Origin of the sequence: Hymenobacter psoromatis, assembly GCA_001596155.1 — a bacterium.
GTDB lineage: Bacteria > Bacteroidota > Bacteroidia > Cytophagales > Hymenobacteraceae > Hymenobacter.
Genome location: CP014771.1, coordinates 943,117 through 968,624, shown reverse-complemented (window position 1 = coordinate 968,624; position 25,508 = coordinate 943,117). Strand labels below are relative to the sequence as shown.

At 63.5% G+C, this 25,508-nt stretch carries 24 protein-coding genes; 15 read left to right on the top strand and 9 right to left on the bottom strand.

What is annotated here, in order from left to right; genetic code table 11:
* Positions 1-51: 51 nt before the first annotated feature.
* From A0257_04130 to A0257_04115, 4 genes are read right to left on the bottom strand one after another with little or no spacing between them, the layout of a single operon-like run.
* Positions 52-492, bottom strand: coding sequence for a hypothetical protein (locus A0257_04130; GenBank protein AMR26369.1), 441 nt, complete (start codon positions 490-492; stop codon positions 52-54).
* 47 nt (positions 493-539) lie between these two features.
* Positions 540-1,415 carry an NAD-dependent dehydratase gene (locus A0257_04125; protein AMR26368.1) on the bottom strand — a complete coding sequence of 292 codons (876 nt, stop codon included), beginning with the start codon at positions 1,413-1,415 and terminating at the stop codon, positions 540-542.
* A 45-nt stretch (positions 1,416-1,460) separates the two neighbouring features.
* Positions 1,461-2,198, bottom strand: a complete 738-nt coding sequence (locus tag A0257_04120; GenBank protein ID AMR26367.1) for a short-chain dehydrogenase — start codon at positions 2,196-2,198, stop codon at positions 1,461-1,463.
* A 9-nt stretch (positions 2,199-2,207) separates the two neighbouring features.
* Positions 2,208-3,140 carry an AraC family transcriptional regulator gene (locus A0257_04115; GenBank protein ID AMR26366.1) on the bottom strand — a complete coding sequence of 311 codons (933 nt, stop codon included), beginning with the start codon at positions 3,138-3,140 and terminating at the stop codon, positions 2,208-2,210.
* Between the two features lie 101 nt (positions 3,141-3,241).
* Between A0257_04115 and A0257_04110 the strand changes: the two genes are divergently transcribed.
* The 10 genes from A0257_04110 to A0257_04065 all read left to right on the top strand — a co-directional run bounded on the left by A0257_04110 (position 3,242) and on the right by A0257_04065 (position 16,697).
* Positions 3,242-4,162, top strand: coding sequence for a hypothetical protein (locus A0257_04110; GenBank protein AMR26365.1), 921 nt, complete (start codon positions 3,242-3,244; stop codon positions 4,160-4,162).
* 272 nt (positions 4,163-4,434) lie between these two features.
* Positions 4,435-7,650, top strand: coding sequence for a hypothetical protein (locus A0257_04105; GenBank protein AMR26364.1), 3,216 nt, complete (start codon positions 4,435-4,437; stop codon positions 7,648-7,650).
* A 50-nt stretch (positions 7,651-7,700) separates the two neighbouring features.
* A complete protein-coding gene (locus tag A0257_04100) occupies positions 7,701-9,443 on the top strand; it encodes a hypothetical protein (protein ID AMR26363.1) in 1,743 nt (580 codons plus the stop codon).
* Between the two features lie 120 nt (positions 9,444-9,563).
* On the top strand, positions 9,564-11,246 hold the full coding sequence (locus A0257_04095; GenBank protein ID AMR26362.1) for a hypothetical protein: 1,683 nt from the start codon (positions 9,564-9,566) through the stop codon (positions 11,244-11,246).
* Positions 11,247-11,362: 116 nt separating this feature from the next.
* On the top strand, positions 11,363-12,070 hold the full coding sequence (locus tag A0257_04090; protein AMR26361.1) for a biopolymer transporter ExbB: 708 nt from the start codon (positions 11,363-11,365) through the stop codon (positions 12,068-12,070).
* An 82-nt stretch (positions 12,071-12,152) separates the two neighbouring features.
* Positions 12,153-12,563: a biopolymer transporter ExbD gene (locus tag A0257_04085; GenBank protein ID AMR26360.1), complete on the top strand. Its 411-nt coding sequence runs from the start codon at positions 12,153-12,155 to the stop codon at positions 12,561-12,563.
* A gap of 155 nt (positions 12,564-12,718) precedes the next feature.
* Entirely contained in the window at positions 12,719-13,639 is a 921-nt protein-coding gene (locus A0257_04080; protein ID AMR26359.1) for a hypothetical protein, read from the top strand.
* A gap of 130 nt (positions 13,640-13,769) precedes the next feature.
* Positions 13,770-15,092: a dihydrofolate synthase gene (locus tag A0257_04075; protein ID AMR26358.1), complete on the top strand. Its 1,323-nt coding sequence runs from the start codon at positions 13,770-13,772 to the stop codon at positions 15,090-15,092.
* A 171-nt stretch (positions 15,093-15,263) separates the two neighbouring features.
* The gene (locus tag A0257_04070; GenBank protein ID AMR26357.1) at positions 15,264-15,947 is read left to right on the top strand and encodes a hypothetical protein; all 684 of its coding nucleotides are present in this window, start codon (positions 15,264-15,266) and stop codon (positions 15,945-15,947) included.
* An 84-nt stretch (positions 15,948-16,031) separates the two neighbouring features.
* Positions 16,032-16,697, top strand: coding sequence for a tRNA (guanine(46)-N(7))-methyltransferase (locus A0257_04065; GenBank protein AMR26356.1), 666 nt, complete (start codon positions 16,032-16,034; stop codon positions 16,695-16,697).
* A gap of 20 nt (positions 16,698-16,717) precedes the next feature.
* Here A0257_04065 and A0257_04060 read toward each other — a convergent pair whose 3' ends face one another.
* The 5 genes from A0257_04060 to A0257_04040 form a co-directional block, all read right to left on the bottom strand.
* Complete coding sequence (locus A0257_04060; protein ID AMR26355.1) at positions 16,718-17,353, bottom strand: hypothetical protein; 636 nt, start codon at positions 17,351-17,353, stop codon at positions 16,718-16,720.
* Positions 17,343-17,885 (bottom strand): hypothetical protein, encoded by a 543-nt coding sequence (locus tag A0257_04055; GenBank protein AMR26354.1) that lies wholly within the window; start codon positions 17,883-17,885, stop codon positions 17,343-17,345. The genes A0257_04060 and A0257_04055 overlap by 11 nt, the downstream gene beginning before the upstream one ends.
* Positions 17,882-18,109, bottom strand: a complete 228-nt coding sequence (locus tag A0257_04050) for a hypothetical protein (GenBank protein ID AMR26353.1) — start codon at positions 18,107-18,109, stop codon at positions 17,882-17,884. The genes A0257_04055 and A0257_04050 overlap by 4 nt, the downstream gene beginning before the upstream one ends.
* A gap of 214 nt (positions 18,110-18,323) precedes the next feature.
* Positions 18,324-18,719, bottom strand: a complete 396-nt coding sequence (locus tag A0257_04045; GenBank protein AMR29615.1) for a peroxiredoxin — start codon at positions 18,717-18,719, stop codon at positions 18,324-18,326.
* A gap of 785 nt (positions 18,720-19,504) precedes the next feature.
* A complete protein-coding gene (locus A0257_04040; GenBank protein ID AMR26352.1) occupies positions 19,505-20,113 on the bottom strand; it encodes a hypothetical protein in 609 nt (202 codons plus the stop codon).
* 253 nt (positions 20,114-20,366) lie between these two features.
* On the opposite strand from A0257_04040, the gene A0257_04035 reads away from it, so the two are divergent.
* The 5 genes from A0257_04035 (at position 20,367) to A0257_04015 (ending at position 25,505) form a co-directional block, all read left to right on the top strand.
* The gene (locus tag A0257_04035) at positions 20,367-21,485 is read left to right on the top strand and encodes a tRNA(5-methylaminomethyl-2-thiouridine)-methyltransferase (GenBank protein ID AMR29614.1); all 1,119 of its coding nucleotides are present in this window, start codon (positions 20,367-20,369) and stop codon (positions 21,483-21,485) included.
* 122 nt (positions 21,486-21,607) lie between these two features.
* On the top strand, positions 21,608-22,357 hold the full coding sequence (locus tag A0257_04030; protein AMR26351.1) for a hypothetical protein: 750 nt from the start codon (positions 21,608-21,610) through the stop codon (positions 22,355-22,357).
* A gap of 115 nt (positions 22,358-22,472) precedes the next feature.
* Positions 22,473-24,167, top strand: coding sequence for a hypothetical protein (locus A0257_04025; protein AMR26350.1), 1,695 nt, complete (start codon positions 22,473-22,475; stop codon positions 24,165-24,167).
* A gap of 106 nt (positions 24,168-24,273) precedes the next feature.
* Positions 24,274-24,585 carry a hypothetical protein gene (locus tag A0257_04020; protein AMR26349.1) on the top strand — a complete coding sequence of 104 codons (312 nt, stop codon included), beginning with the start codon at positions 24,274-24,276 and terminating at the stop codon, positions 24,583-24,585.
* 188 nt (positions 24,586-24,773) lie between these two features.
* Complete coding sequence (locus A0257_04015) at positions 24,774-25,505, top strand: ribulose-phosphate 3-epimerase (protein ID AMR26348.1); 732 nt, start codon at positions 24,774-24,776, stop codon at positions 25,503-25,505.
* Positions 25,506-25,508 lie beyond the last annotated feature (3 nt).

Below are 25,508 nucleotides of genomic sequence, written 5' to 3'. Positions count from 1 at the left end.
ACAAGAAACCGCCTTTTTTAGCTTTCGCCACCAGCTTTCACCCCCGGCCCCTTAAGCAGCCGCCTGCGCTGGGTGGCGGCTGGCTATTTCCGCCACCAGTTCGGCTTCGGGGCGGCCTTTCAGGCGCTGGTAGTTCAGCCGGAAGAGCCAGGCGGCGTGCGCCGCGTCGGCGGCGGTGCGGATGCTGAACTCCGTCCAGCCCCGGTAGGCCGCGCCGCCCCAGCGCAGCGGCCGGGCCAGGCCGTGGGCCACCAGCGCCCGCCCCAGCGCCGGGCTGGTGGCCAGGTGCGCCTCGCCGTCGAGGTGCAGGTGGCCCAACTCGTAGTCACCGACGTAAAAATCGGCCCCGTCCACTTTTTCACCCACCCGAAATAAGTCCCAGTGCGTGGCGGCCACGATGCCGGGCCAGCCCTGCACGGCCTGGGAAACGGGTTCGAGCAGCGCGCCCAGCGTGGGCACCGGGGCCAGGGGGCCTTTTTCAGCGAGAGTCATGGGCAGGAGAATAAGGGAGGGGTAGGAAATACGTAACGCGGTGGGGCCTAAAACGCCGCCGCAAACTCGCGGGCGAAATCGGCTACTTTCACCTGGCCCAGGGCCAAAGGCGGATTTTGCAGGTAGCCCTGCCGCATGGAGTCGTTGTGAATGCTGGCTCCTATCTCAACCAGCAACGCGGCCACGCTGGCCGGGATGCCGTTTTGCTCCAGGCCCTGCTGAGTTTGCTCATCACTGAAAGTCAGCCACGGCAGCTCGGGGCGGCCGAGGGCGGTGCCCAGGGCCCGTGCGATTTCGGTGCAGGTGCGCACGTCGCTGGCCAGGTAGCGCACGGCCGGGCCGGTGGGGGCCGTCAGCTCCTGGGCGGCGGCGGCGGCAATGTCGGCGGGGGCCGACAGCACCACCACGTCGTCGCCGCCGTAGTTCGAGCCAATAATGCCCTGGTGCTTTATCAGGCCCGCGAAGCCGTAGAGGTTGTAGTAGAACGAGCCGGGCCGCAAGTGCGTGAGGGCCACATTGGGCAGCTCATTTAATATGCCTTCGACTTGGTGCGAGCCCAGAATGGGGCCGGTGCCGTGGTCGAGGTCGGCCCCCCAGCTGCTGAGGTGCACTACCCGGCGCACCCCGGCCTGCCCGATGGCCTGGGCGTAGCTACGGCCTACCCCCTGGTAGTAGGCCAGCACGTCGGGCGCGGCCATATTGGGCGGCACCATCGCGTACACGGCGTCGGCCCCGGCGAAGGCAGCGGCCAGAAAGCCCGCGTCAGCCACGGAGCCGATGGCGGCCGTGGCCCCCAGCGCCTCGATGGCGGCTCGGCGGCCGGGGCTGCTGCTGATAACCGTAACCGCGTGGCCCTGCCCCACGAGCGTGCGGGCCAGCGGCTGGCTGATGTGGCCCAGGGAGCCGGTGAGGATAATTTTCATGGGTGTTTTTGGTTGCAAGTTGCTAAAATGCCCGGCCGGCCGGATTTACCAGGGGCTGATGCCCGTTTCGGGGGCATTATCATCGCTGAAAAACTGGCTGGTGGGGCCATTGGAGCCGAGTACGGCGGCTTTTACGACGCGGGCGGCGGCATCGGGCAAGCTGCCGGGGCCGCTGTGGTGATTAAAGTCGGTGGCGGTGTAGCCGGGGTCCACGGCGTTCACTTTGAAGGGCGTGTCGCGCAGCTCGTAGGCCAGCATAATGGTATAGGCATTCAGCGCTGCTTTGGACGCCGGATAAGCGGCTTGCTTAACGGCGTAATATTTCCAGGACGGGTCATTGTGCAGCGTCAGCGAGCCCAGGCCCGAAGTGACGTTGACAATCCGGGGCTCCGGCGACGGCCGCAGCAGGTCGATAAACGCCTGCGTTACTGCAATTACCCCAAACACGTTGGTTTCAAATACCTCCTTAATCACGCTGATATCGGTGGTGAGGGCCGGCTGCGGGTAGCCGCCGCTGATGCCGGCGTTGTTGATGAGCACGTCCAGCACGTCGGTGCGCTGGCCCAGCGCCTGCCGGGCGGCCGCGATGGAGGCGTGGTCCGTTACGTCCAACTGAAGGGGTTCTACCTGGTCGAGCCCTTCGGCCCGGAGCTGGTCGGCGGCCCGCTGGCCGTTTGGCAGGTCGCGGCTGCCCAGGTACACGTAGTAGCCGAGGCGTAAGAGTTGCCGGGCGGTTTCGAGGCCAATGCTTTTATTGGCACCCGTGATGAGGGCTTTTTTCATCAGGCAAAATTACCGGGCGTAGGGAGCGCCATTGGTATCCATTTCCCGGTCTGTCAGGTACATTTCGCGGCTGCGGCGGCGGTACTGCGCCGGCGACAGGCCGGTTTCGCGCTTGAAGAAGCGGCTGAAATAAGACGGCTCGGCAAAGCCCAGGTCGAAGGCTATTTCCTTGTGCGAGAGCGGGGTGTATACCAGCAGGCGGCGGGCTTCCAGCACCAGGCGCTCGTGCAGGTGCTTGATGGCCGGCTTGCCGCTCTGCGCCTTCACCACCTCGCTCAGGTGCCCCGCCGAGAGGTGCAGCTGCGCCGCATACGCGCCTACCTCGTGCTGCTCGCGGAAGCACGCTTCAATCCGGGCCTGGTAGGCGCGGAGCAGCAGCTTATCGGCCGAGGGCACGGCGGCCGGAAACTGCTCCGTGTAGAGCCGGCTCAGGTACGTGAGCAGCACCGTGAGGTGGGCACTCAGCAGGGGCAGCTGCCACGGGCCGGGGCGGTGGTACTCGGCGGCCAGCCGGGCCAGCTGCTCGTCTACCAGCGCCGTGTCGGCCGCGTCCAGGCGCAGCGCGTGCTCATTTTGCGGGTTGGCGATGAGGGGCAGCTGGCGCAGGGCCGCGTGTTGCTCCAGGGCCAGCAGCTCGCTGGTAAACGAGAGGCGGGTGCCCCAGAACGGCGTCGGCTCTTCCTTCACCAGCACCTGGCCCGGCGTGCTGAAATACAGGTGGTTGTCCTGCCGGTCGTAGGGCCGCCCATCCACCCAGTGCCGGCCCTGGCTGTGTTGCACGAATATCAGCATAAAGTACGCCTTGCGGTGCGGCAGCAGCACGTCGGCCTCGTAGCTCAGGTTCCCTTCGTAGCGGGCCAGCGTGAAGGCCCCGAAGCCCGCCGCCGCGTCGGGCTCAAAGGGGTGGGTAGGGACCAGGGGCTGCCGAAGGAGCGTGGGCATGAGCAAGAAGTAGGGGAGAGTTTGCTCCTACAACCACGGCGGAAGGGGAGGGTTTGCCCGGCCGCAAACAAGGCAGGGGCTTTCCGGCTTATCCGCGCACGATGAAACCTGCCGCCACCCCCTTCGCCGTCCTGGATACCGTCGCCGATTTTACGCGGCACTACGGCTTTGCCGCGCCTACCCACCCGCTGCTGGCCGTTATTGATTTGGCGCAGTATCCGGTGGCCGACTTTCCGCAGAAGCCCGCCCTGCGCCACCTCTACCTTATTTTGCTGAAGCGGCACTTTCACGGGCAGCTTCCCTACGGGCAGCAGCAGTACGACTACCGGCAGGGCACCCTGGGGTTTTTCGCACCCGGCCAGCCCGTGCGGTTTTGCCCGGCGGCCGAAGGCCCCGCGCCGGCCGCGCCGCAGGGCTGGCTGGTTGTGTTTCACCCCGATTTGCTGGCCCGCCGCCCGGCCGGCCCGTTTCCGGGCAATTACCCGTTTTTTGCTTACCGCGTGCAGCAAGCCCTGGCTCTCTCGGCCGGCGAAGAGCAGCGGCTGACCACCGCCGTAGCCAGCCTGCGGCAGGAAAGCGAGCAGCCCGCCGACGCTTTCAGCCAGGAGCTGCTGAGCACGCAGCTCGACGTACTGCTTCAACACGCCCGCCGGGCCTACCACCGGCAATTTCCCGCGTTGCCGGCCAGCGGCCCCGACCTGCTTAGCCGCTTCGAAGAGCTGCTGGCCGCCTACCTGGACCGCGCCGCCGAGCAGCCGCTGCCCAGCGTGCAGCACTTTGCCGAGGCCCTGCACGTGTCGCCGGCCTACCTGGGCGAAATACTGCGCACCCACACCGGCCAGAGCGCGCAGCAGCACCTGCACTACGCGCTCCTGGAAAAAGCTAAGCAACTGCTGCTGAGCACGTCCTGGAGCATTCGCGAGACCGCCTTTCACCTGGGCTTCGAGCACCCGTCATACTTCAGCCGCTTGTTCAAGGATAAAATCGGGCTTACTCCGGCCGAATTCCGGCAGTCGGCCTAGCGGGTGGGGGTAGGGGCAGTCGGAAAGTAGCAGTTGGCCTCAGTGGCAAGGGAAAAGCAGGTAGGGCAAGCTCCTGCCTGACGCGCACGCCCGGCGACCAACGCGGAAGCGGCTGGCCGCTTCCCCCCGCCACGTACCAAACCCACCCCGGCCCGCGTTCCCTACCCCCCACCCGGCGGGCCAAATGCCCCAACCCGCGTTTTCTCGCTACTTTTGACCGAATTCGGGCGCGTCCGCAACTGGCCCGCCTGCCCACCGAACCGCCGCCCTCCATGAAGCTACCCCCCCGGCTCACGCTGGCCGCCGCCCTGCTGGGCCCGGCCGCCGCCGCGCCCCAGCTTGCCCACGCTCAGCTCACCCAGACCAATACCGCCGCCGAGCGCTACTACCAGGAAGGCCTCGACCTGTTTGATAAAAAGCAGTATGGCGCGGCCCAGCAGGCCATGCAGCAGTATATACAAGCGGCTCCCGCCCGCGTGGGCGAGCAGAGCGGGCCGGCCGCCATCACGGGCCGGCAGGAGCGCCTGGCCGATGCCGAATACTACTACGCCGTGAGTGGCCTCTACCTGTTGCACCCCGATGCCGAGGGGCTCATCCTGGATTTTGCCGCGCGCCACCCGGCCCACCCGCGCGCCGCCGTGGCCTACTTCGAGCTGGCCAAGTTTTACTTCGACCGGCAGAACTACGCCCAGGCCAGTACTTATTTCCAGAAGGTAGCCCCGGCTAATCTCAACGCCAGTCAGCGGGCCGAGTCCGATTTCAAGCTGGGTTACAGTCACTTCGAGCTGAAAGAATACGAGCCGGCCCGCATTTTATTCGACCGTAATAAGAAGGAAAACAGCCAGTACCGCTACGCCAGCTCCTACTACGCCGGCTACCTGGCCTACCGCGCCGGGGACTACGCCGCCGCCCGCCAGGATTTGACCGTGGCCGCTGAAAACGACGCCTACCGGGGGGTAGTGCCGGCCGTGATGACCCAGATTTACTACAAGGAGGGCGACTACGATGGCCTTATCGCCTACGCCACCAAGGCCTTGCAGCAAACCCCGCCGCCCCAGAGCGCCGACGAAATTCAGCTGCTGACCGGCGACGCCTACTACCAGAAGCAGGACTATAAGCAGGCCGGCACCTACTTCGACAAGTACGCCGCTGCGCACAAGGGCAAGATTGAGCCCAGCTTGCAGTATAAAATCGGCTTTGCTAATTACAAGCAGGGCGACTACGCCAGCGCCATCACCAACCTGCGCAACGTGGCCACCCGCCGCGACTCGCTGGGCCAGAATGCCGCTTATCACCTCGGCCTGAGCTACTTGCAGGCCGGCCAGAAGCCCCAGGCGCTGGCCGCCTTCGACGCCGCCCGCCAGAGCACTATTGAGAAAAACCTGTCGGAAAACGCGACCCTCAAGTATGCCCAGGTCGAATACGAATTGGGTAATATGCCGGAGGTGATTGCTGCCCTGCGCGACTTCCGCCGCAAGTATCCGCGCTCGAAAAGCCAGCCGGTGGTGGACCAGCTGCTCAGCGACGGCTTCCTGTCGAGCACCGACTACCAGCAGGCGCTCACTTACCTCGACGGCCTTGGCGACGACCGCGGCACTACTCTTAATGGCACCTACCAGCGCGTGGCCTACGCCCAGGCCGCGACGCTCTACAACGACGGGCAGTATAGCCAGGCCCTACCCCTGCTCGACAAGTCGTTGCGCTACCCCCAGGACGATGGCCTGCGCGCCGCCGCCCAGGTGCTGCGCGGCGAAATCTACTCCGTGGGTCAGCAGTACCCCGAGGCTATTACGGCCTACGCCGCCGCCGCGCGCTCGGCCCGGCAAGGCGGCGTCAGCGACGAGGAAACGCAGTACGTGCAGCTAGCCCGCTACGGCCTGGGCTACGCTTATTATAATACCCAGCAGTACACCAAGGCCCAGCCGCAGTTTCAGGCTTACTTGAATGATGCGGCGGCCAAGCCCTCAGACCCAAACTACTACGACGCCGCGCTGCGCCTTGGCGATACCTACTACGTGGCCAAGGACTATAACCTGGCCCTGGCGCAGTACGACAAGGTGATTCAGGCCAACGCGCCCGACAAGGACTACGCTTACTACCAGAAGGGCGTGACGCTGGGCCTGCTCGGCCGCCAGGCCGAGGCCGACCAGACGCTGGCTACGCTGCTCCAGAGCAACCCCAACTCGCGCTATGCCGAGCAGGCGGTGTTTCAGCAGGCGCAGCTGGCTTTCCAGGCCGGCGACTACCAGCCCGCCGTGGATGGCTACACCCGCCTCATCCAGAACCGGCCCACGTCCAGCCTGCTGCCCGACGCCTACCAGCGCCGCGGCGTGGCTTACGCCAACTTGGAGCAGCAGGACAAGGCCGTGCTCGATTTCCAGAAAGTACTGGCCGACTACCCCCGCACGCCCGCCGCGCAGCGGGCGCTCTACGGCTTGCAGGAAAGCCTCGCCGCCCTGGGCCGCAACGAGGAGTTTGACCAGGCATTGGCCAATTTCAAGGCCCAAAATCCGAACAGCAAGGCCACCGAGAGCGTCGAGTTTGAGGCCGCCAAGTCGCTGTACCTGGCCGAGAAATACGCCCAGGCCCTGCCCCGCGTGCAGGCCTATTTGCAGCAGTACCCCGATAATGCCCTGGCCCCGGACGCCCGCTTCATCTTGGCCGATTCTTATTTGCGTACCGGTGACAAAGCCAAATCCCTACCCCTGCTCAAAGCTGTGGTGGTCGAAAACAAGAGCGAATTCGTGAACCGCGCCGTGGGCCGCGTCGCCGACCTGGAGCTGGAAAACAAGAACTACTCTGAGGCCGCTAAGTATTACGACCGCCTGCGCCAAGCCTCCAGCAACCGCCGCGAGGTAGCCACCGCCACGCTGGGCCTGCTCAAGGCGTATTATGAGGGCGGCGACTACGCCAAGGCGCGCGCCACCGCCACCGACCTCAGCACCCTGGCCGGGGCCACCGCCAACGCCACCAACACCGCGCTGCTCTACCAGGGCAAGGCCGATTTCCAGCTCGGCAACCTCGACCAGGCCGCTACCGAATTGGCCGCCACCGTGGCCGCCGCGCCCAGCGACGTGAACGGTGCCGAGGCCCAGTACACGCTGGCCGAGGTGCTTTTCAAGCAGAAGAAATACGACGAGGCCATCGCCGAAGCCTTCAAGGTTAACTCCAATTACAGTGCCTACGAGCAGTGGCAGGGCCGGGCCTTTTTGCTGCTGGCTGATGTGTACACGGCCCAGCGCGATATCTTCCAGGCCCGCGCTACCCTCAACTCGATTATCGACAACAAATTCCCGGTGGCCGAAGTGGTGGAGGGTGCCCGCCAGCGCCTCAAGGCCCTGCCCGCTAACGACGACGCGCCCGCCCCGGCCGCCGAGGTTCCGGCCAAAGGCAAGCCGGCCACCGCTCCTAAGCCTACCCCCCCGGCCCCGGCCAAAGCCGCGCCCGCCCGACCTACGCCCGTACGCAAGCCGGCCGCTCGTCCCTAGTACGCTTAGTAGTCTGCTGCTATAATCTCGTTGCAATGAATCGTTTACAGGTGATAAAATCAAGCTTTACTACCGTTGTTAGGCGGCCGCTGCTGCTGGCCGCCGGCCTGAGTGGCGCGCTGGCATTGGGTGCCCACGCGCAGGGCCAGCCCGGCAAGGGCAAGGCGCGCGGCACCATCCAGGATGCCGAGATTGAGATTGTGAAGGACCGGGTGAACACGCTGCCCGAGGCCACCCGCAACTTCGAGAAAATCCGGCTCGCGCCGCCGCCCAAGCCCACCCGCCAGGTCACCTATACCTACCCCGATTTCCGGCTGCCCGCCACCCGCCTCAGCCCTTCGGTGCAGGTGCTGACCGTGGCGCAGGAAGAATTGGAGCCCCTCACCGGCAACTACCTCAAGCTGGGTTTCGGCAACTACGGCAGCGTGTATGGCCGCGCCCATCTGCACTCGGTGCGCAACGAGCAGTACAGCTACGGTCTCGACGTGCGCCAAAACAGCTCGCGCACCGGCCCCGTCGATGGCCGGAATTCGGGGGCCAGCCAGACCAGCGCCGCCCTCACCGGCGAGTATTACCTGGGTGCCACTGCCCTCGGGGCCAGCCTCGACTACGCCCACGACCGCTATAATTTCTACGGCTACGACGCCAGCAAGCTGGCCGCCACGCCCGAAAGCGATGCCCTCAAGCAAACGTTCAACCGCTTCGGCTTGCGGGCCTACGCCCGCAACCGCGCCCCCGACGCGCCGCTGACCTACGAGGTGGGGGTAGGGTACCGGCGCTTTAGCGACTACTTCGGCGTGAGCGAGAACAACCTGTTGCTCGATGCCAAAGCCGGCTACGCGCTGAGCGAAACCAGCCGCATCACCCTCGACGCGCAAGGTTCGCTTATTTCAGATAAGCAGCCGATAGGCACTGCCCGCACCCGCAATTTCTTTCAGGCTACCCCCGCCTACGTGCTGACCGGCAAAACCGGCCTCACCCTCACGCTAGGCGCTACGTTGGGTTACAGCAGCGATGCCTTTTACGGGGCTGGCAAGGGCATGATTAACCCCGCCGTGCGGCTGGGCTACGCTGTGGTGCCCGAAAAATTCGTGGTGTACGGCGGCCTGGGCGGCGCCATTCAGCGCGTCACGCGCTACGATTTGAGCCAGGAAAATCCCTGGCTGGGCGCGGGCCAGACCGTGCTCGATACCCACGCCGGCCCCACTATATATGGCGGCTTTACCTCGACGCCGGTGAGCGGGCTGGAACTGGCCGCCCGCGCCACCTTCGGCCGGGCGCGCAATTTGTACTTCTACCGCAACTCGCGGGCCGATACCAGCAAGTTTGACCTCGTGTATGACAGCACCACCATCAACGTGGTGAACGTGCACGCCGAAGCGCTGTACAGTGCTTCGGAAAAGGTGCGGGTCGGCTTAAAGGCTGATTACAACCACTACGGTGTCAAGTCGTTGGCGCAGGCCTACGGCCGGCCGGCGTTCCTGGGTACGCTTTACGCCACGTATAATGTGTTTGACAAGCTGCTGCTGGGCGCTAATCTGTACTACTACTCGGCCAATTATGGGGTAGGCTATGCACAAGGGCTTACACTACCCGTACCGGCACCGCGCGTAGAAATTGACCGCCAGACCAATTCCGTAATTGACCTCAGCTTGCGGGCCGATTACCGTCTTACCCCAAAATTCAGCATCTTTGCGATGGGGAACAACCTGACCAACCGCCATTACCAGCGCTACCTGAATTATCAAAGCCAGGGAATCAATGTTATTGGCGGGTTAACTTACTCATTCTAAGCAGCTGAGAAAGTGATGGGCGCGAATGAGTGGGGTAGGGATGCCGAAATTGGCTTTTTCCTGCCCTAACTTTAGCCGCATAACTACTTAACTGCCTGCCCGCCCAACTATCTCTCCGTGATGAATCTAGCTGACCACCTACGCCCGTTACTCCGCGACCACGATTGCGTGATAATTCCGGATTTCGGGGGCCTGGTGGCCGCGTATGTGCCCGCCAGGGTGCAGCCGGGGGGTAGGCACCACTTGAGTCCGCCCACCCGGCAGGTGGCTTTCAACCAGGCCCTTACGCGCAACGACGGCCTGCTCGTCGATGCGCTGTGCCAGCACCTCGGCCTGCCCGCCGCCGAGGCCCGCGAGGCCCTGCGCCAGGCCGTAGCCGCCCTCTACCACGACCTCCACGACCAGCAGCGCACGGAGCTGCCTGGCATTGGCGTGTTTCGGCAGCTGGCCGGCCGGGGCCTGCAGTTTGAGTACACCGGGGCCAACGACCTGCTGCCCGCCGTGTTTGGCCTGCCCGAGCTGACGGTGCTGCCTGTGTCGGTTATCGATGCCCGGCTGGCCCGCGAACAGCAGGCGCAGCTGGGGCCGCGCCTGCGCTCGGCGGGGCGCGGCCTGCGGTTGCGGCGCGTGGTGCCGGCTACGGCCATCGGCCTGCTGGCCGGCCTGACCGTGGCCGGCCTCTATTTATTTAATCTGCACCCGACTATGCTGCCCGCCGCCTGGCAAAGCCACGTGCCGCGCTGGGAGCAAACCAGCCGCTCGGCCGCCCCGCAACAGGCGGCGCTGGCCCAGCCCAGCTTCACGCTGCCCACCGCTGCGCCCGCTGTGCCCCCGGCCGAAGTAGTAGCAGTAAAGGAGTCGGTAGCAGCTGATGCTAGCTGGGATGCTGCCCCCGTAGCTCCAGCCAGCGCCCCCGCTAAGGAACTAGCTACTACCCCCGCCCAAGCCCAGCCGTTTGAGCAGCTAGCCGAAGTCCCTGCGCCGGCTGACCTGACTGCCCTGGCACCCACGTCCGTAGCCCTCGCGGCCACGCCCTTGCAAACGGCACCTCCCCGGACCGTGGACCCCGTGAATGCCATGCTGAGCCAGCGTGCCCCCCTGCCCAGCCCGATTGCTCCACGGGCGCGGGGCCGGGCGCGCAAGCTGCCCGCCGCCGCCGCCATCGCGGTTGCCAATGAAAGCAATATTGCCCGGCCCATCCCAATGGCGCTGCGCAAGGCGGGCACGCCCACAATGGTAACTACGTCCTACGCGGCGGCCCGCAACGCGGCCCCGCTGCCCGCCCCGGCCAGCCCGGCCGCCGCGCCCGCCCACTCAGCTCCGGTGGCCGCCGCGCCGAAAGTGGTCGTTGCCCCCAAAGCAATTGCGTCTAAAGTAGTAGCTCCGGCCAAAGTAAAGTGGGTAGCCCCGGCCAAAAAACCGGCCCGCGCTACCTGGACCGTGGCTGCCAAAGCCAAACCCGCCGCACCTATTGTAGCTAAAGCCAAAACGTTGGCACCGATGGCGGCCAAAAAAGTGGTGGCACCAGCCGCGCTCGCTGTGGAAGGGGCAATTAATGCGCGCACGGGTCGTTACTACGTAGTGGTGGCCGCCTATGATTCCAGGGCTCGCGCCGAGCAGGGTCGGCGCAACCTACTGCATGCCGGCCACGCCAACGCCAAGATTATCATGCCCTACCCCGGCACCCGCCACTACCGCCTGTCGGCCGCCGATTATGCCGACCGCCCCGCGGCCCAGCTAGCGGCCACTCAACTGCGCAAAAACCCGCGCGTTGACAACGGCCTGACAGTTTTTCCTTATTAAGTTAAGCAGTAAGAGTTACGAGTTAAAAGTTGAAAACTGTCTGCCAACTCGCGGAGGTTTTACCAACCCTTAACTCTTAACCCTCAACTCTTAACTCTCAACTCTCTTCCCGCTGAATGTTCGTTTTCCTGCTGCAAGTCGGCCCCGCCGTTACAGAGTTGGCCACTGATACGGCCGCCGCCCACGCCAACGCGATAGCCAACGCCGCGCCCGGCCTTTCCCTTATCGACCTGATTCTGAAAGGCGGCTGGGTAATGCTCCCCATCTTTCTGCTGCTCATCGTCTCGATTTACATCATCGCCGAGCGCTACCTCACCATCCGCAGCGCAGGCGGCAACCCCGAGAGCTTCATGACCGGCATCCGGGCGCTCATGGTGAAGGGCGACTTGCAGGGGGCCAAGCTCTACTGCGCCCAAAACCCCTCGCCGCTGGCCCGCATGGTCGAAAAAGGCCTGCGCCGCATCGGCCTGCCCATCACCGAGATTGAGGCCAGCGTCGAAAACGTGGGCAAGATTGAGATTGCGCGCCTCGAAAAAAACATCAGCATCCTGGGCATCATCGCCGGCATTGCGCCCATGCTGGGCTTCGTAGGTACGATTATCGGCGTTATCAAAATCTTCTACGCCATTTCCAGCAGCGGCGAGTTTGGCATTACCCAGATTGCCGGCGGTCTCTACACTAAGATGGTGACCTCGGCGGCCGGCCTCATCGTGGGCATCATCGCCCACATCGGCTATCACTGGCTCAGCATTCTGGTCGAGCGTATGGTGTTCCGCATGGAAAACTCGGCCATCGAGTTCATGGATATCCTCCAGGATAATTAAGAATTATGAATTATGAATTGGTTCTGTCGTAACGGCGGGCTCAATTCATAATTCATAATTTTTAATTCATAATTCAAACGTAGTGAACCTCTCCCGCCGCCGCCACGCCTCTTCGCACGTCGAGACCAGCTCGATGAACGACATCATGTTCTTCCTGATGCTGTTCTTCCTGATTGTGTCCACGATGGTGAACCCCAACGTTATCAAGCTCTTATTGCCCAATGCCAAGAGCAGCAAGCAAGTAATGAAGCAGCCCATTACCGTGAGTATCAACGCGGCGGGCGAGTATTTTGTAAATAAAAAGCCCGTCACGGCCGCCACCCTGGAGCCCGAGTTGCGGGCGCTACTGCCCGCCGGCGCTACCCCCGAAAGCCAGCCTACCGTGGTGCTGCGCGTCGATGCGGGCCTGAACGTGCAGAAGCTGGTAGATGTGCTGGAAATCGGCAACCGCCTCAAAATGAAGATGGTAATGGCCACCCAGTCGCAGAAATAATTTCAAGTTGAAGAGTTAACAAGAACGTCATGCTGACGAAGGAAGCATCTCTACCGCGCAAGTAAATCTGACATTTTAAGGTTAGTTACGCGGTAGAGATGCTTCCTTCGTCAGCATGACGTTCTTGTTAACTCTTAACTCTTAACTCAAAAACAATGGCCCTCGACTATCCCGAAGAGCACCGGCGCGAAGCCCTGGCCATTACGGCGGCCATCGTGCTGCTGCTGGCGCTCGTGTGTTTCTTTCTGAAATTCAACGGCCCCAACCCACCCCTGACCACCCTGGGCGGCGACGGCGTGGAGCTGAACTACGGCCTCGACGCGGCCGGCGGGGGCGACATCCAGACGATGGCTACCGCCAACGCTTCGAAAAACCGCGAGGATTCGCGCCCGCCCGCCGCCACCCAGCCGCGGCCCACGCCCCAGCCCACCCAGCCGCGCCCGGAGCCTACCCCCGCGCCCCAGCCCCAAGCCCAGGCGAAGGTGATTACCAGCGACGCGGAAGACGCCGGCACCACCATCCCGCCCGTAACCAAGCCTACCCCCAAAATAGTGGAGCCCGTGCGCGAGACGCCTACCCCCCCTAAGCCCCGCGAACAGCCCCGCACGCTCTACACGCCCAAGGGCAGTGCCAGCGGCGTGGCCGGCGGCAATGGCACCAACGGCACCAGCAGCGCGCCCACCGGCAACAGCAACGGCGACCACCCCGGCACCGTGGGCGACCAGGGCGACCCCCGCGGCTCGCTCAACGCCAAGGCCCTCTACGGCGAGCCGGGCAGCGGCGGCAGCGGCTCGCGCCCCGGCAGTGGCGGCGGCGGCGGCCTCGAAATGAGCGGTTGGCGCTTCGACAACACGCCCGTGGTGGAAGCCCTGGACGACAACCCCGGCGTGATTCGCTTCAAGATTAAAATCTCCGATGATGGCGAGGTCGAGTCCGTCAGCAAGGTGTCGGGCAACGTGTCGCCGTCGCAGGAAAAGCTTTGTCGCGACAAGCTGCTCAACGCTAATTTCGTGAAGACCAACGCCGGCGCGGGCGGTGCCACGGGCTTCTATACCTTCCGCTTCACAGTGAAGTAAAAAAGCAAAAAAGCAAACTTGTCAGGGCGAGCAACGCGAAGCAATCGCACCCGAACAACTCGTTGTTGAATCGTTCGGGTGCGATTGCTTCACGTTGCTCGCACTGACGAATTCATTTCTTCCTAAGAAAATGACTTATCCCGAAACGCTCGCCTGGCTTTATGCACAACTGCCCATGTATCAGCGGGTAGGGGCAGCGGGCTTCAAGAAAGGCTTAGGTAATACGGAGGCGCTGGCGGCGGCCCTGGGCCATCCCGAAACCCGGTTCCGCAGCGTCCACGTGGCGGGCACCAACGGCAAGGGTAGCAGCTCGCACCTGCTGGCGGCGGTGCTGCAAAGCGCGGGCTACAAAGTGGGCCTCTACACCTCGCCGCACCTGCGCGAGTTCACCGAGCGCATCCGGGTGAACGGTCAGGAGCTGGCCCCCGACTACCTGGTGAGTTGGGTGGCAAAGCACCAAAATCTGTTTGCTACCATCGAGCCCTCGTTTTTTGAGATGTGCGTGGCGCTGGCCTTCGACTACTTCGCCGCCGAGCGCGTGGACGTGGCCGTGGTGGAAGTGGGCCTGGGCGGCCGGCTCGACTCCACCAATATCATCACGCCGTTCGTCTCGCTCATCACCAACATCAGCTACGACCACCAGGCGCTGCTGGGCAACACGCTGCCCGAAATCGCGGCCGAAAAAGCGGGCATTATTAAGCCGGGCGTGCTGGTGGTCGTCAGCCAGAGCCAGCCTGAAGTGGCCGATGTTTTCAAGCAAAAAGCCCGGCAGGAGGGCAGCCCGCTGGTTTTTGCCGACCTGAGCTGGGAAGCCACGCTCAGTCCTACCCAGCCCGACCCGGCCCTGACCGGCGCGGCCAGCCAGGTAGTGGACATCACCCGCGAGCACCGGCCCTGGATGAAGGCCGTGGACTTAGGGCTGCCCGGCGACTATCAGCGCCTGAATCTGCCTGGGGTGCTATCGGTGCTGGAAAAGCTGGGGAGCCAAGGCTTCGACGTGCCCGAAGCCGCCTTGCGGGCAGGCCTGCGTGACGTAACGCGCCTCACCGGCCTGCGCGGGCGCTGGAGCATCATCGGCCATCACCCGCTAGTGGTAGCCGACACGGCCCACAACGAGGCCGGCCTGCGCCTGGTGCTGGCCCAGTTGGCGCGGGTGCCGCACCAGCACCTGCACTTCGTGCTGGGGGTAGTAAATGACAAGGACGTGACCCAAGTGCTGGCCCTGCTGCCACGTGCGGCCACCTATTATTTCTGCCAGGCCAGCATTCTGCGGGCCCTACCCGCCGAAGAGCTGGCCGCCCAGGCCACGGCGGCCGGGCTCACGGGCCGGGCCTACGGGCCGGTGCCGGCGGCCGTGGCGGCGGCGCGGGCGGCGGGCGGCCCCGACGACGTAGTATTTATCGGCGGTAGCACCTTCGTGGTGGCCGAGGTAGATGAACTATATGTAAGTTAGCGAGCTAGTGATTAAGTGGATTGAAGAACAAAAGAGAACGTCATGCTGAACGCAGCGAAGCATCTTTGCCGCGTAAGTAATCCTGACGCTTGGAGTGAGTAATGCGGTAGAGATGCTTCACTGCGCTCAGCATGACGTTCTCTTTCACTTACCATTTCAATCACTCACCGCATGAGCTACCTGAGCCGCCACTACCCGAAGCTGGTCCGGCACCGTTACACACTGCTGCTGGGCAGCCTGCTGATGCTGGTGCTGGGTTCGGGCTTCGCGCCGGCGGCCGCCGACCCGCGCCTGTTCGCGGCGCTGCTGCTGCAAAATATGGCGGTAGGCGTTCTCGTGTTTTGGGAAGAGCGGCCGCTGCTGCTGCTGGCCTGCGGGCTGGCCGTGCTGGGGCTGGAAGGCGCGGCCCAAATCTGGAGCTGGGACACGGTGCGCGGCTACACGGGGGTAGTGTACAGCGTGTTTTGCTTTGCCATCACGCTGCGGATTCTGCGCAAGGTGTTGGGGGCCGGGCGCGTCACTACGGAGCTGCTGGCGGCCACCATGTGCGGCTTCGTGCTGCTGGGCATGGTGGGCACTTTCGTATTCGTGATTATTGATTTGGTGTGGCCGGGCGCGTTTGCTAATGTGCCGCCGGGCGCGGGCAGCTTACAGAGCCTCAACTACTTCAGCTTCGTAACGCTGCTCACCGTGGGCTACGGCGACATCGTGCCCCTGAGCAATGTGGCCCGCAAAGCCACCATCCTGCTCGGGCTGCTGGGCCACTTCTACGACGTGTTCGTTATCAGTGTCATCGTGGGTAAATATATCGGCGGCGCGATACAGGAAGTAGAGGATAACCTGCCGAAAAAGTAGGGCACGGCCGTAGTTTTGCGGCCCTTTACCCCCAAAGGCAAGCCGCGTGATAACGACGGCTTGTTACCTGTTAAGTGAAAACCCGTGCCCCGCGTCAAACTCCACCGCTTCGCCGACAACGCTACCCGCCCCGACATCGTGGAGCCGGGCAAACCTGCTTTCGGCCACCTAGCCGGTCGCTGGCGGACCGATTTCTTTCAGCAGGATAATCCGCTCGTGCTCGAAGTGGGCTGCGGCAAGGGCGAATACACCGTGGGCCTGGCCCAACGGCAGCCCGACCAGAACTTCCTGGGCCTCGACATCAAGGGTGAGCGTATTTGGCGCGGCAGCACCCGCGCCGAGGCGTTAGGCCTCGCCAACGTGGGCTTCCTGCGTCTCATGGCCCACCAACTCACCGAGCATTTCGCGCCCGGCGAGCTGAGCGAAATCTGGATAACCTTTCCCGACCCGCGCCCCCGCGACCGCGACATCAAGCGCCGCCTCACCTCGCCGCGCTTCCTCAACATGTACCAAACGCTGCTGGCCGCCGGGGGGGTAGCCCAGCTCAAAACCGACAGCGCGGACCTCTTCGACTACACGCTCGAAACGCTGGCCGCCCGGCCCGGCGCGCACGTCGAGGTGCTGACCCGCGACCTTTACGCCGAAACCGACCCCGCCTTTGCCGCCGCCCAGGCCATCCAGACGCACTTCGAGGGTAAGTACCGCGCCCAGGGCGTGCCGATTAAGTACGTGCGCTTCCGGCTGGGCTGAGGGGGTAGGGGTAGGGACGCTCAGGCCGGCCGGTGCATCTTCACGGAAGTTACGCCCCAGTAAATCCACATGGCATTGGTGAGGAAAACGGCCCCGAAGGGCGATACCAGGGCCACGGCTGCAATGCCTATGTAGAGCAACGCCGACACCCAGAGGTAGTTGAAAGGCGCGAGCATGGTCGGCGTTATCCCGCTCTTCTGGCGGTGGCCCCGGTGGCGGATAACGAGCCAGAGCAGATTGAAGCTCAGGTTGACGGCCACGAAATAGCCGCAGTAAAAAATCACCCCGTAGGACGCGGCCGGCGACAGCATGTAGCGGGCCAGCACGCTGGCCGGGTAGGGCACTCCCACCACCAGCAGCAGCAGGCCGTTGGCCAGCATCACGGGCACGTCGGTTTTGCGCAGCAGCCGAAACATGGCGTGGTGCGCCATCCATATCAGCAGCACCGAGGCGAAGCTGTTGAGCACGGCCAGGTAGTCGGGCCACCGCTCCAGCAGGGCCGCCAGCAGGTTATGGTTAGATACGGGGGCCAGGGCCGGGGCCTTGAGGTCGATGGCCAGCAGGGTGATGGCCACGCCAAAAATGCCGTCGCTAAAGGCTTCCAGGCGGCCGGTGCCTTCTTCCAGCACGGGCGCGGCGGGTTCGTCAGTCTTCATCTTCGCTGGCTTCTTTTTCGGGCTTGAATATATTGGTAATAGTAAAGCCGAAGGTAACCAGCAGGTCGCCCTGCTGCTTCCCGGTTAGCACCACGGTTTCGTAAGAATACTGGAAATTGGTGCGCAGGGCCACGTAGCGGCCTACCGGCAGCTCTAGGCCCCCCACGGCGGCCAGCAGCAGATTATGGCCCTGAAAAGCCGGCTGGTAATTCAGCTCGTAGTTGAGGCGCAGGCGGCCATCGGGCACCACCTGGGTGCCGGCCAGAAACAGCTGCTCCCGCCACTTGGTGATGACCGCCGAAGTGCCGGCGTAGTTCTCAAACTCGTGGCCCTCAAAGCGGCTTTGTTCATAAAGGGTAGCCGCGCCCAGGCGCAGGTAGCTGCGCCGGTTGGCATAAATGCGATACGCTACCCCCGGCCCCACCTGGTAGCGAAAGGCAATGCCGCGTTGCAGGCTCTTGGCCACGGCCCCTTCCAGAAACGGGTACACTCGGTGCCGCTGCCCGTAGTAGAGAATGTTGCGCGAGGTCACATCGCTGGTAACCAGCTCATCTTCACGCCGTTTATACACGTAGGAAGTGCCCGAGAACAGGCCCAGCGCGGGCCGTTCTCCGCTACCTCGGCCCGCGCCGACGTGATAAAGTCATTCACGTTGCCGCTGAGCAAAATGCCCGTCGCCGCCACCCGATACTGCCAGCGGGTAGTATCGGCCTCGTTAATCTGGCCGAAGCCCGACCGGGAAAAAAGCAGCCCCAAAAAGAGTCAGAGCAGGCGCAGACGCATGGCAAGGGTAGCAAGCCAGAAAACTGGAACGCAGTCGGCTGGCAGTGAGCAACAACCTGTAGTGTAGTTCGCGGTACTTTGCTGTCAGCAAAACTAGTAGCTTTAAGCTCACGGCAAGCAATCCTTCCGTTCTATTCCGCTGCCAGCGCCTCCAAACACGGCTTCCAGCCCGGTGAAGTCGCGCAGCCTACTTCATGTCGCGCAGGATATCCCTGGCATTCAGCACGTGGCTGGTGGCTTCGTTGAGGGAGTTGAACACGTAGCGCACGCGGCCTTCGCCGTCGAGCACGTAGGTGACGCGGCCCGGAATGAGGCCCAGCACGGCGCGGGGCACGGCGTATTGCTTGCGCAGTTGGCCGTTGGCATCGCTCAGCAGCGGGAAGGGCAGTTGATACTTCTGGGTGAACTGCTGGTGCGACTGCTCATCGTCGGAGCTGATGCCGATGACTTCCGCCCCGAGGTCAGTAAAATCCTGGTACTGGTCCCGAAACGAGCAGGCTTCCTTGGTGCAGCCCGAGGAGCCATCCTTCGGATAAAAATACAGCACCACCGGGTGGCCCCGGTGCTCGCTGAGCTTGAACATGCTGCCCGTCGTGGTGGGCAGGGCAAAATCGGGGGCCAGGTCGCCGGTTTGCAGGGCGTGCGTCGTGCCCTTGGCCGCCTTCGTGTTATAGGTCGAAACCGGGCGCAGGCTCACGGTGAGCGCCGGCTGGTTGGGCGTGAGCTTAATGGTTTGGTCGGCGTAGCCGGCGTAGCCAACCACCAGGATGTTAGTGCTTTTGGCGGGCAGGTCGAGCGTAAAGCGACCATTGGCATCGGTGCTCACCGTGGTGGCCGCGGCCCCTTTAACGGTAAGCGTAGCGCCCGGCAGCGGGCGGCCCAGCGGGTCGAATACGCGGCCCGTGAGGTGATAAACGTTGGGCGCGGCCGGGGCAGCCGGCGGCAGCTGCATGGCCAGCAAGGGAGCAGCTTGGCTAGGTTTAGAAGCCTGGGCCTGCCCGGCCAGGGTAGCCACGCAAGGCAGCAGCAGCGTAAAGAAATAGCGCATAGGAAACGCAGGCTTGCCAGCTGAAAGGTGACTCTACCGGCAAGAATGCCGCCGACCTACGCCTGGCGTTCGGCCGTCGGTTTGCCCCTACCCCCCGCAAATGGCCTGGCGCTCGCCCAACGCAGCCCAGCAATGGGTGAACTGAGCGAAAGTCTATTTGAAAGAAGCCATAATTCAGGCAGTTAGGAAACGATTGCCTAAGCATGCTGGGTTTAGTCAACCGAAAAAACAGCAGGATTTAATCCGGAAAATTTCATCCGAGTTTAAGCGCAGTATCCGAAATAAGTAGCTGATAGTCAACACAGTATGGCCACGTCTTTTTACACCTCCTCCAGCGCCTCAAACACGGCTTCCAGTTCGGTGAAGTCGCGCAGGCCGGGCTTTATTTCGTCGCCCCCGGCCAGGATGAGGCCGGCCGGATGCACCTGCTGGGCCAGGTCGGCCGCCTCGGTGGGGTCGGTGGGGCCGGCCAGCCACAGCGGCACCTGGCGCGCCAGGTTGTGCCAGTAGGCGTAGTCGGCGGGGTAGGGGCGGGGTGCCAGCGTAAACAAAGCGAAACCCTGGGGTAGGGAGGCGGTGAGGTCGGCCACGGCGGCCGCGTAGTGCGCTTGATTGATAACGACGGTTTGGGGCACCTCCACCAGCGCGGGCACGGCCAGGCCCTCGGGCCAGGCCTGGCGGTCGCGGTCGAGGCGCAACAGCACGCCCGTCAGGCCGCATTCTTCGACCAGGCGGTTGATTTCGGGGCCCGCCACGTGGCCAAACTCGCCAATGATATCGACGCCGGCCACCCAGCCGGCCAATTCGCGAGCCGTGGCCGCATCCACGGCACCGGGCAGGTTGGCATCGAGCGTGAAAATGAGGCCTTGAGCGCCCATGCCGGCGCAGTAGCGGGCGTCGGACAGGTTATTGATGCCGCGCACGAGCACGGGAAGAGCAAGCATTATAAGTTAAGAATTAAAAGTGCTGAGTTAAGAGTTGATGTTACGCAGCTGGCATCGCCCCCTCCGCGTAACATCAGTTAAGAGGTAGTGCAGCAAAGGTCGCGCTGATAGTCCCAACTCTTAACTCATAATTTTTAACTCTTAACTTTGTCATTAGCACCAGCTAGAACATTCACTCTCTAGGTGGTATGCCGCTATAATGAACCCTACCCCCACCAAGGGCCGCGTACTCGTGGCCATGAGCGGCGGCATCGACTCGTCGGTGGCCGCCGTGCTGCTGCACGAAGCCGGCTACGAAGTCGTCGGCATGACGATGAAAACCTGGGACTACGCCACGGCCGGCGGCTCCAAAAAAGAAACCGGCTGCTGCTCGCTGGACTCTATTAACGATGCCCGCGACATTGCCGTGCGCCTCGGCTTCCCGCACTACATTATCGACATTAGGGAAGAATTTGGCGATTTTGTCATCGACAATTTCACCGAAGAATACCTGGCTGGCCGCACCCCGAACCCCTGCGTGCTCTGCAACACCCACATCAAATGGGATGCCCTGCTGCGCCGCGCCGACCAGCTCGGCTGCGAGTTCATCGCCACCGGCCACTACGCCCAAATCCGCCAGGATGCCGACTCCGGCCGCTTCATCGTGAGCAAAGGCCTCGACGAAAACAAGGACCAGAGCTATGCTCTCTGGGGCGTGACGCAGCAGAGCCTGAGCCGCACGCTGTTTCCTCTGGGCGCCATGCGCAAAACCGAGATTTACGACGAGGCGCGCCGCCGCGGCTTCACCGCCCTGGTCAACAAGCCCGAGAGCTACGAAATCTGCTTTATTCCGGACAACGACTACCGGGGCTTTCTGCGTCGGCGCGTGCCGGGCCTGGAGGCGCGCGTGGCCGGCGGCCGCTTCGTGGACCGCGACGGCCTCGACCTGGGCGCGCACGAAGGCTACCCCTTCTACACCATTGGGCAGCGCAAGGGGCTGGGCATCGCGCTGGGCTTCCCGGCCTACGTCACGGCCATCCGGCCCGATACGAACGAGGTGGTTTTGGGGAATTACGACGAGCTGGCCAGCACCCGCACCACCGTCCACAAGCTCAACATGGGCAAACTGGCCGGCCTCGAAGGCCGCGGCCTGGTGCCGGCCGTAGTGAAGGTGCGCTACCACCACGCCGGCTCCCCGGCCTTTCTGGAGCAAGTCGGCGATACGATTAACATCTACTTCACCGAGCCGGTCCACGCCATCACGCCCGGCCAGGCGGCCGTGTTCTACGACGGCGACGACGTGTTGGGCGGCGGCTGGATTACCCGCCACGTCATCGGCGAAGTGCCGGAGCCGGCCCTGGCCACGGCGGCAGCCTAAGCCCGCCTACCAGGTAATTATCTCTGACCGTTAGTACCTTGCTGGCAGCCGCGCCGCGCTGCCGGCAAGGTAGCTGTTTGGCTGGTTTTTCTTATATGAATCTACGTTTTCGCTCCGCTAAGTTGTTAAAGGACTACCGCTCTCTCACCGCCGCCGCGGCCCTGGGACTGTTATTTTTAGCGGGCTGCCGCCACGATTCGGTGGTGCCGGTGCCCCTCACCGATTATTTCCCGGTGGTCGTGGGCACGTACCGCACCTACGCCGTGGCCGATTCAAGCTGGACGAATCGGGTAGTGACAGTCAATAATTATCAGTTTCGCGAGCGCGTGACGGAGCAGTATGCTGACGCGGCGGGCCAGCCGGCTTACCGCTTGGTGCGCTCCAAACGCGCGGATGCTAGCGCCGCTTGGGTTGACGATAGCGTGCTGGTGGTGCAGGTACTGCCCCAGGCTGTGCTGCAAACCGCTAGCAATCTGCGTACCGTGGAGCTTATCTATCCGCCCAGGGCCAATAAAGGTTGGAATAAAAACGCCTTTAACGCTTCTCCTGATACCATTATCAGCCTCTCGCGCTTCTACACGGCGGCCGTTGGGGTGCCGTATACTACCGCGGCGACGGGCAGCCAGGCGGCTAAAACGTATCCTGTCACAGTGGGGGCGTATGATTTATTTTCGGCTCAGGATAATGATGGCAGGCTACGTAGCAGTGGCTACTTGCAAGTATATGCGCAGGGTATAGGCCGGATACTGCGGCGGCGCTACAGCTACTATACCAACATTACCAACCCGGATGGGTCGCAAACCCAGACACTCGGCATTATTCAGATGGGGGCTTCCCGCCGCGAAACGCTCATTGAGACGGGCACGATTTAAGCCCCGCGGGTGTCAGGTGCGAATCAGTCGCCGGTCGAATTTTCCGGGGCCCCTTCGTCGCAAAAGGGTGGGGTAGGGCCCGGCTGCTTGCGTTCGCCGTCCTTGCTTTTACATGATGAAAATCCTCTTCTGGCCGGCTGCCGCGCTGCTGGCTCTTCTGCTGGGTGCCGCGCCGGTGGCCCAGGCTCAAACGGCTGGCGTTCACCGCTACTTCGTTTTTTTCAAGGATAAGGCCGGCACGCCCTTCACCGTGAGCCAGCCGCAGCAGTTTTTGTCGGCGCGGGCGCTGGCCCGGCGCTCGCGCCAGGGCATCGCGGTGCGCGCCCGCGACCTGCCCGTGAGCCCCGCCTACCTGGCCCAGGTGCGCGCCGTGAGCGGCAGCCCGCAAGTTCTCTACGCCTCGCGCTGGCTCAACGGCGCGGTGCTGGCCTGCGACTCGCTCACCCTGGTGCGGGTGCGGGAATTGCCCGCCGTGGCCAGCACCCAGCTGCTGAGCCTGGTGCCGCCCCAGGCCCCGGCGGCGGCCGGCGCGGTGGCCACCGTTGCCACGCCGCCTACCCCCCTCACGCCCCGCGCTACCTACGGCCCGGCCTACGCCCAGAACCAGCTTATTGGGGCCGTGGCCATGCACGACGCCGGCTACCGCGGCGAGGGCATGCAGATTGCCGTGTTCGATGCCGGCTTTCCGGGGGCCGACCGGCTCGCGGCGCTGCAAGCCGTGCAGCAGCAGGGCCGCGTGGCCAGCACCCGCAACTTCGTGGATGGCGGCCGCAGCGTGTACCTGCGCAACGGCCACGGCACGGCCACCCTGGGCCTTATCGCGGGCGAGCTGCCGGGCTACTACGTGGGTACGGCCCCGCACGCCACTTTCCACCTCTGCATTACGGAGGACGTGAGCAGCGAATCGCCGGTGGAAGAAGCCAACTGGCTGGCCGCCGCCGAGTACGCCGACTCGGTAGGGGTGGACGTCATCAGCTCATCGCTGGGCTATAATACCTTCGACGATATGGCCCTGTCGCACACCTACGCCGACCTCAACGGGCGCACGGCCATCAGCAGCCGGGCCGCGCTCGGGGCGGCCCGCGCGGGCATGGTGGTCGTGAACTCGGCCGGCAACGACGGTAACAACAACTGGCACTACATCGGCGTGCCGGCCGATGCCGACAGCATTATCTCGGTCGGGGCCGTCGATTCGCTGCGCAATCACGCTGGCTTCAGCTCCTACGGCCCCACCGCCGACGGCCGCATCAAGCCCACGCTTGCCGCGATGGGCGTCGTCTCGGCCGTGCTCACGCCGGCCGGGGTAGTGGTGCGTGGCAGCGGCACCTCCTACGCCTGTCCCGAGCTGGCCGGCCTCGTAGCCGGTTTCTGGCAGGCCAACCCCACGCTGAGCGCTCAGCAGGTTATCGCGGCGCTCAAAAATGGCGCTTCCCAGGCCCAAAGCCCGGATAACACGCTGGGCTACGGCATCGTCAATTTTGCCGCCGCTTATAATCTGTTGCACCCCGGCACGCCGCTGGCCGCCGTGCCGGCCAGCGCGGCTGGTGCCGACCTGGCTATTTTCCCCAACCCCAGCCACCTCGATGAGCTGATGTTGTCCCTACCCCCCCGCCTGTGCGGGCAAGCGCTGCGCGTGCGCCTGCTCGACGTGCGCGGTGCCACGCTGAGCGAACAGCTGGTGCCCGCCAGCGCGGCCGCCACGGTGGCCTTGCGGCTGCCCGCCGCGCACCTGGCACCCGGCACCTACCTGTGCCAGGTGCAGCCCGTGGCCGGGGGCGCGGTGCAAACCGTGCGCTTCGTGCGGCAGTAACTATTGCTAATAAATTTGGCGAAACTCAGCTAATATAATTGGGTATTCGGTGCAGTTGTCGTACCTTTAAGCCGTCAAACAGACGCTCTTTTTTATGTTACAGATGATGACCACCAAGCGCATCGGGCGCCGCCAGTTTCACTTCACGGTGCAGGGTAGCAACCTCCACGAAACCGTGGCCGAGTACGACCGCCTGAGCTTCCCCGACGTGGCGGCCTGCGGCCTGTGCGGCTCCGATAACCTCGACCTGACCAGCCGCGTGGCTCAGGGTAAGTTCAAGTATACTTCCGTTAAGTGCCTGTCGTGTCGTGGCGACCTCACGTTTGGCAAGAACAAGGACGATGACCAAAGCTACTTTTTGCGCCGCAAAGACACGGGCGAGCTGGACTGGCGAGCGTTTGAGAAAAAAGCCGAGTAGCACATTTTTCGAAATGGTAATAATAACAGGTAATGGGCTCATAACTGGCCTATTAATTGTATTATCGCCGCCATCCCTAAGCAGGATGTGCCGATTAGGAGTGCTTACCTATGATTTCTTCTACCGATGACGTGTCGGAATGGAACCCGACGGCTTGGCTTCGTACTTTTGCCAAGATGAGTTCTTCGATGCCTACTTCCTATTTGACGGCCGGGGCGGCCCGTCACGAGCCCCTGTTGGCTCCCTCGCTGCTGGCCAGCGACCTGGCCAATCTGCAAGCCACGGCCGAGCTTCTGTCAACGGCCGAAGCCGACTGGCTGCACTTTGATGTAATGGACGGGCGGTTCGTGCCTAATATCTCTTTCGGGCTGCCCGTGCTGGAGGCCCTGCGTCCTCATGCCCGCCAGCCCATCGACGTGCACCTCATGATTGAGGAGCCCGAGCGCTATCTCACGGCCTTCCGCGAAGCGGGCGCTACCAATATTACCGTGCATTACGAGGCCTGCCGGCACCTGCACCGGGTGGTGGAGCAAATTCGCAGCCTGGGCTGCACGGCGGGGGTAGCCCTGAACCCGGCCACGCCCATAATCCTGCTCCAGGACATTATTACGGAGCTCGATGTGGTGCTGGTAATGTCCGTCAACCCCGGCTTTGGCGGGCAGTCCTTCATTCCGCACACGTTGCAGAAAGTAGCCGACCTGAAAGCTATGCTGGTCGATACGGGTTCGGCGGCCCTGATTGAGGTTGATGGCGGCGTGACCCAGGCCAACGCCGGCCCGCTGGTAGAAGCCGGCGCCGACGTGCTGGTGGCCGGCAGCTTCGTGTTTAAGTCGCCGGGCGGACCGGTGGCGGCGCTGGCCGGCCTGCGGGCGCAGCTGCGCGGGCCAGAGCAGGCGAAAGACAAAAAGGCCAAAAAATAGCCC

Bases quoted from the DNA above. Each gene is read 5' to 3' on its own strand.
- A0257_04130 (AMR26369.1), bottom strand. From the start codon at position 492: ATGACTCTCGCTGAAAAAGGCCCCCTGGCCCCGGTGCCCACGCTGGGC.
- A0257_04095 (AMR26362.1), top strand. From the start codon at position 9,564: ATGAATCTAGCTGACCACCTACGCCCGTTACTCCGCGACCACGATTGC.
- A0257_04015 (AMR26348.1), top strand. From the start codon at position 24,774: ATGCCTACTTCCTATTTGACGGCCGGGGCGGCCCGTCACGAGCCCCTG.
- A0257_04070 (AMR26357.1), top strand. From the start codon at position 15,264: ATGAGCTACCTGAGCCGCCACTACCCGAAGCTGGTCCGGCACCGTTAC.
- A0257_04090 (AMR26361.1), top strand. From the start codon at position 11,363: ATGTTCGTTTTCCTGCTGCAAGTCGGCCCCGCCGTTACAGAGTTGGCC.
- A0257_04110 (AMR26365.1), top strand. From the start codon at position 3,242: ATGAAACCTGCCGCCACCCCCTTCGCCGTCCTGGATACCGTCGCCGAT.
- A0257_04025 (AMR26350.1), top strand. From the start codon at position 22,473: ATGAAAATCCTCTTCTGGCCGGCTGCCGCGCTGCTGGCTCTTCTGCTG.
- A0257_04060 (AMR26355.1), bottom strand. From the start codon at position 17,353: ATGAAGACTGACGAACCCGCCGCGCCCGTGCTGGAAGAAGGCACCGGC.
- A0257_04045 (AMR29615.1), bottom strand. From the start codon at position 18,719: ATGTTCAAGCTCAGCGAGCACCGGGGCCACCCGGTGGTGCTGTATTTT.
- A0257_04115 (AMR26366.1), bottom strand. From the start codon at position 3,140: ATGCCCACGCTCCTTCGGCAGCCCCTGGTCCCTACCCACCCCTTTGAG.
- A0257_04120 (AMR26367.1), bottom strand. From the start codon at position 2,198: ATGAAAAAAGCCCTCATCACGGGTGCCAATAAAAGCATTGGCCTCGAA.
- A0257_04105 (AMR26364.1), top strand. From the start codon at position 4,435: ATGAAGCTACCCCCCCGGCTCACGCTGGCCGCCGCCCTGCTGGGCCCG.
- A0257_04080 (AMR26359.1), top strand. From the start codon at position 12,719: ATGGCCCTCGACTATCCCGAAGAGCACCGGCGCGAAGCCCTGGCCATT.
- A0257_04035 (AMR29614.1), top strand. From the start codon at position 20,367: ATGAGCGGCGGCATCGACTCGTCGGTGGCCGCCGTGCTGCTGCACGAA.
- A0257_04020 (AMR26349.1), top strand. From the start codon at position 24,274: ATGACCACCAAGCGCATCGGGCGCCGCCAGTTTCACTTCACGGTGCAG.
- A0257_04125 (AMR26368.1), bottom strand. From the start codon at position 1,415: ATGAAAATTATCCTCACCGGCTCCCTGGGCCACATCAGCCAGCCGCTG.
- A0257_04075 (AMR26358.1), top strand. From the start codon at position 13,770: ATGACTTATCCCGAAACGCTCGCCTGGCTTTATGCACAACTGCCCATG.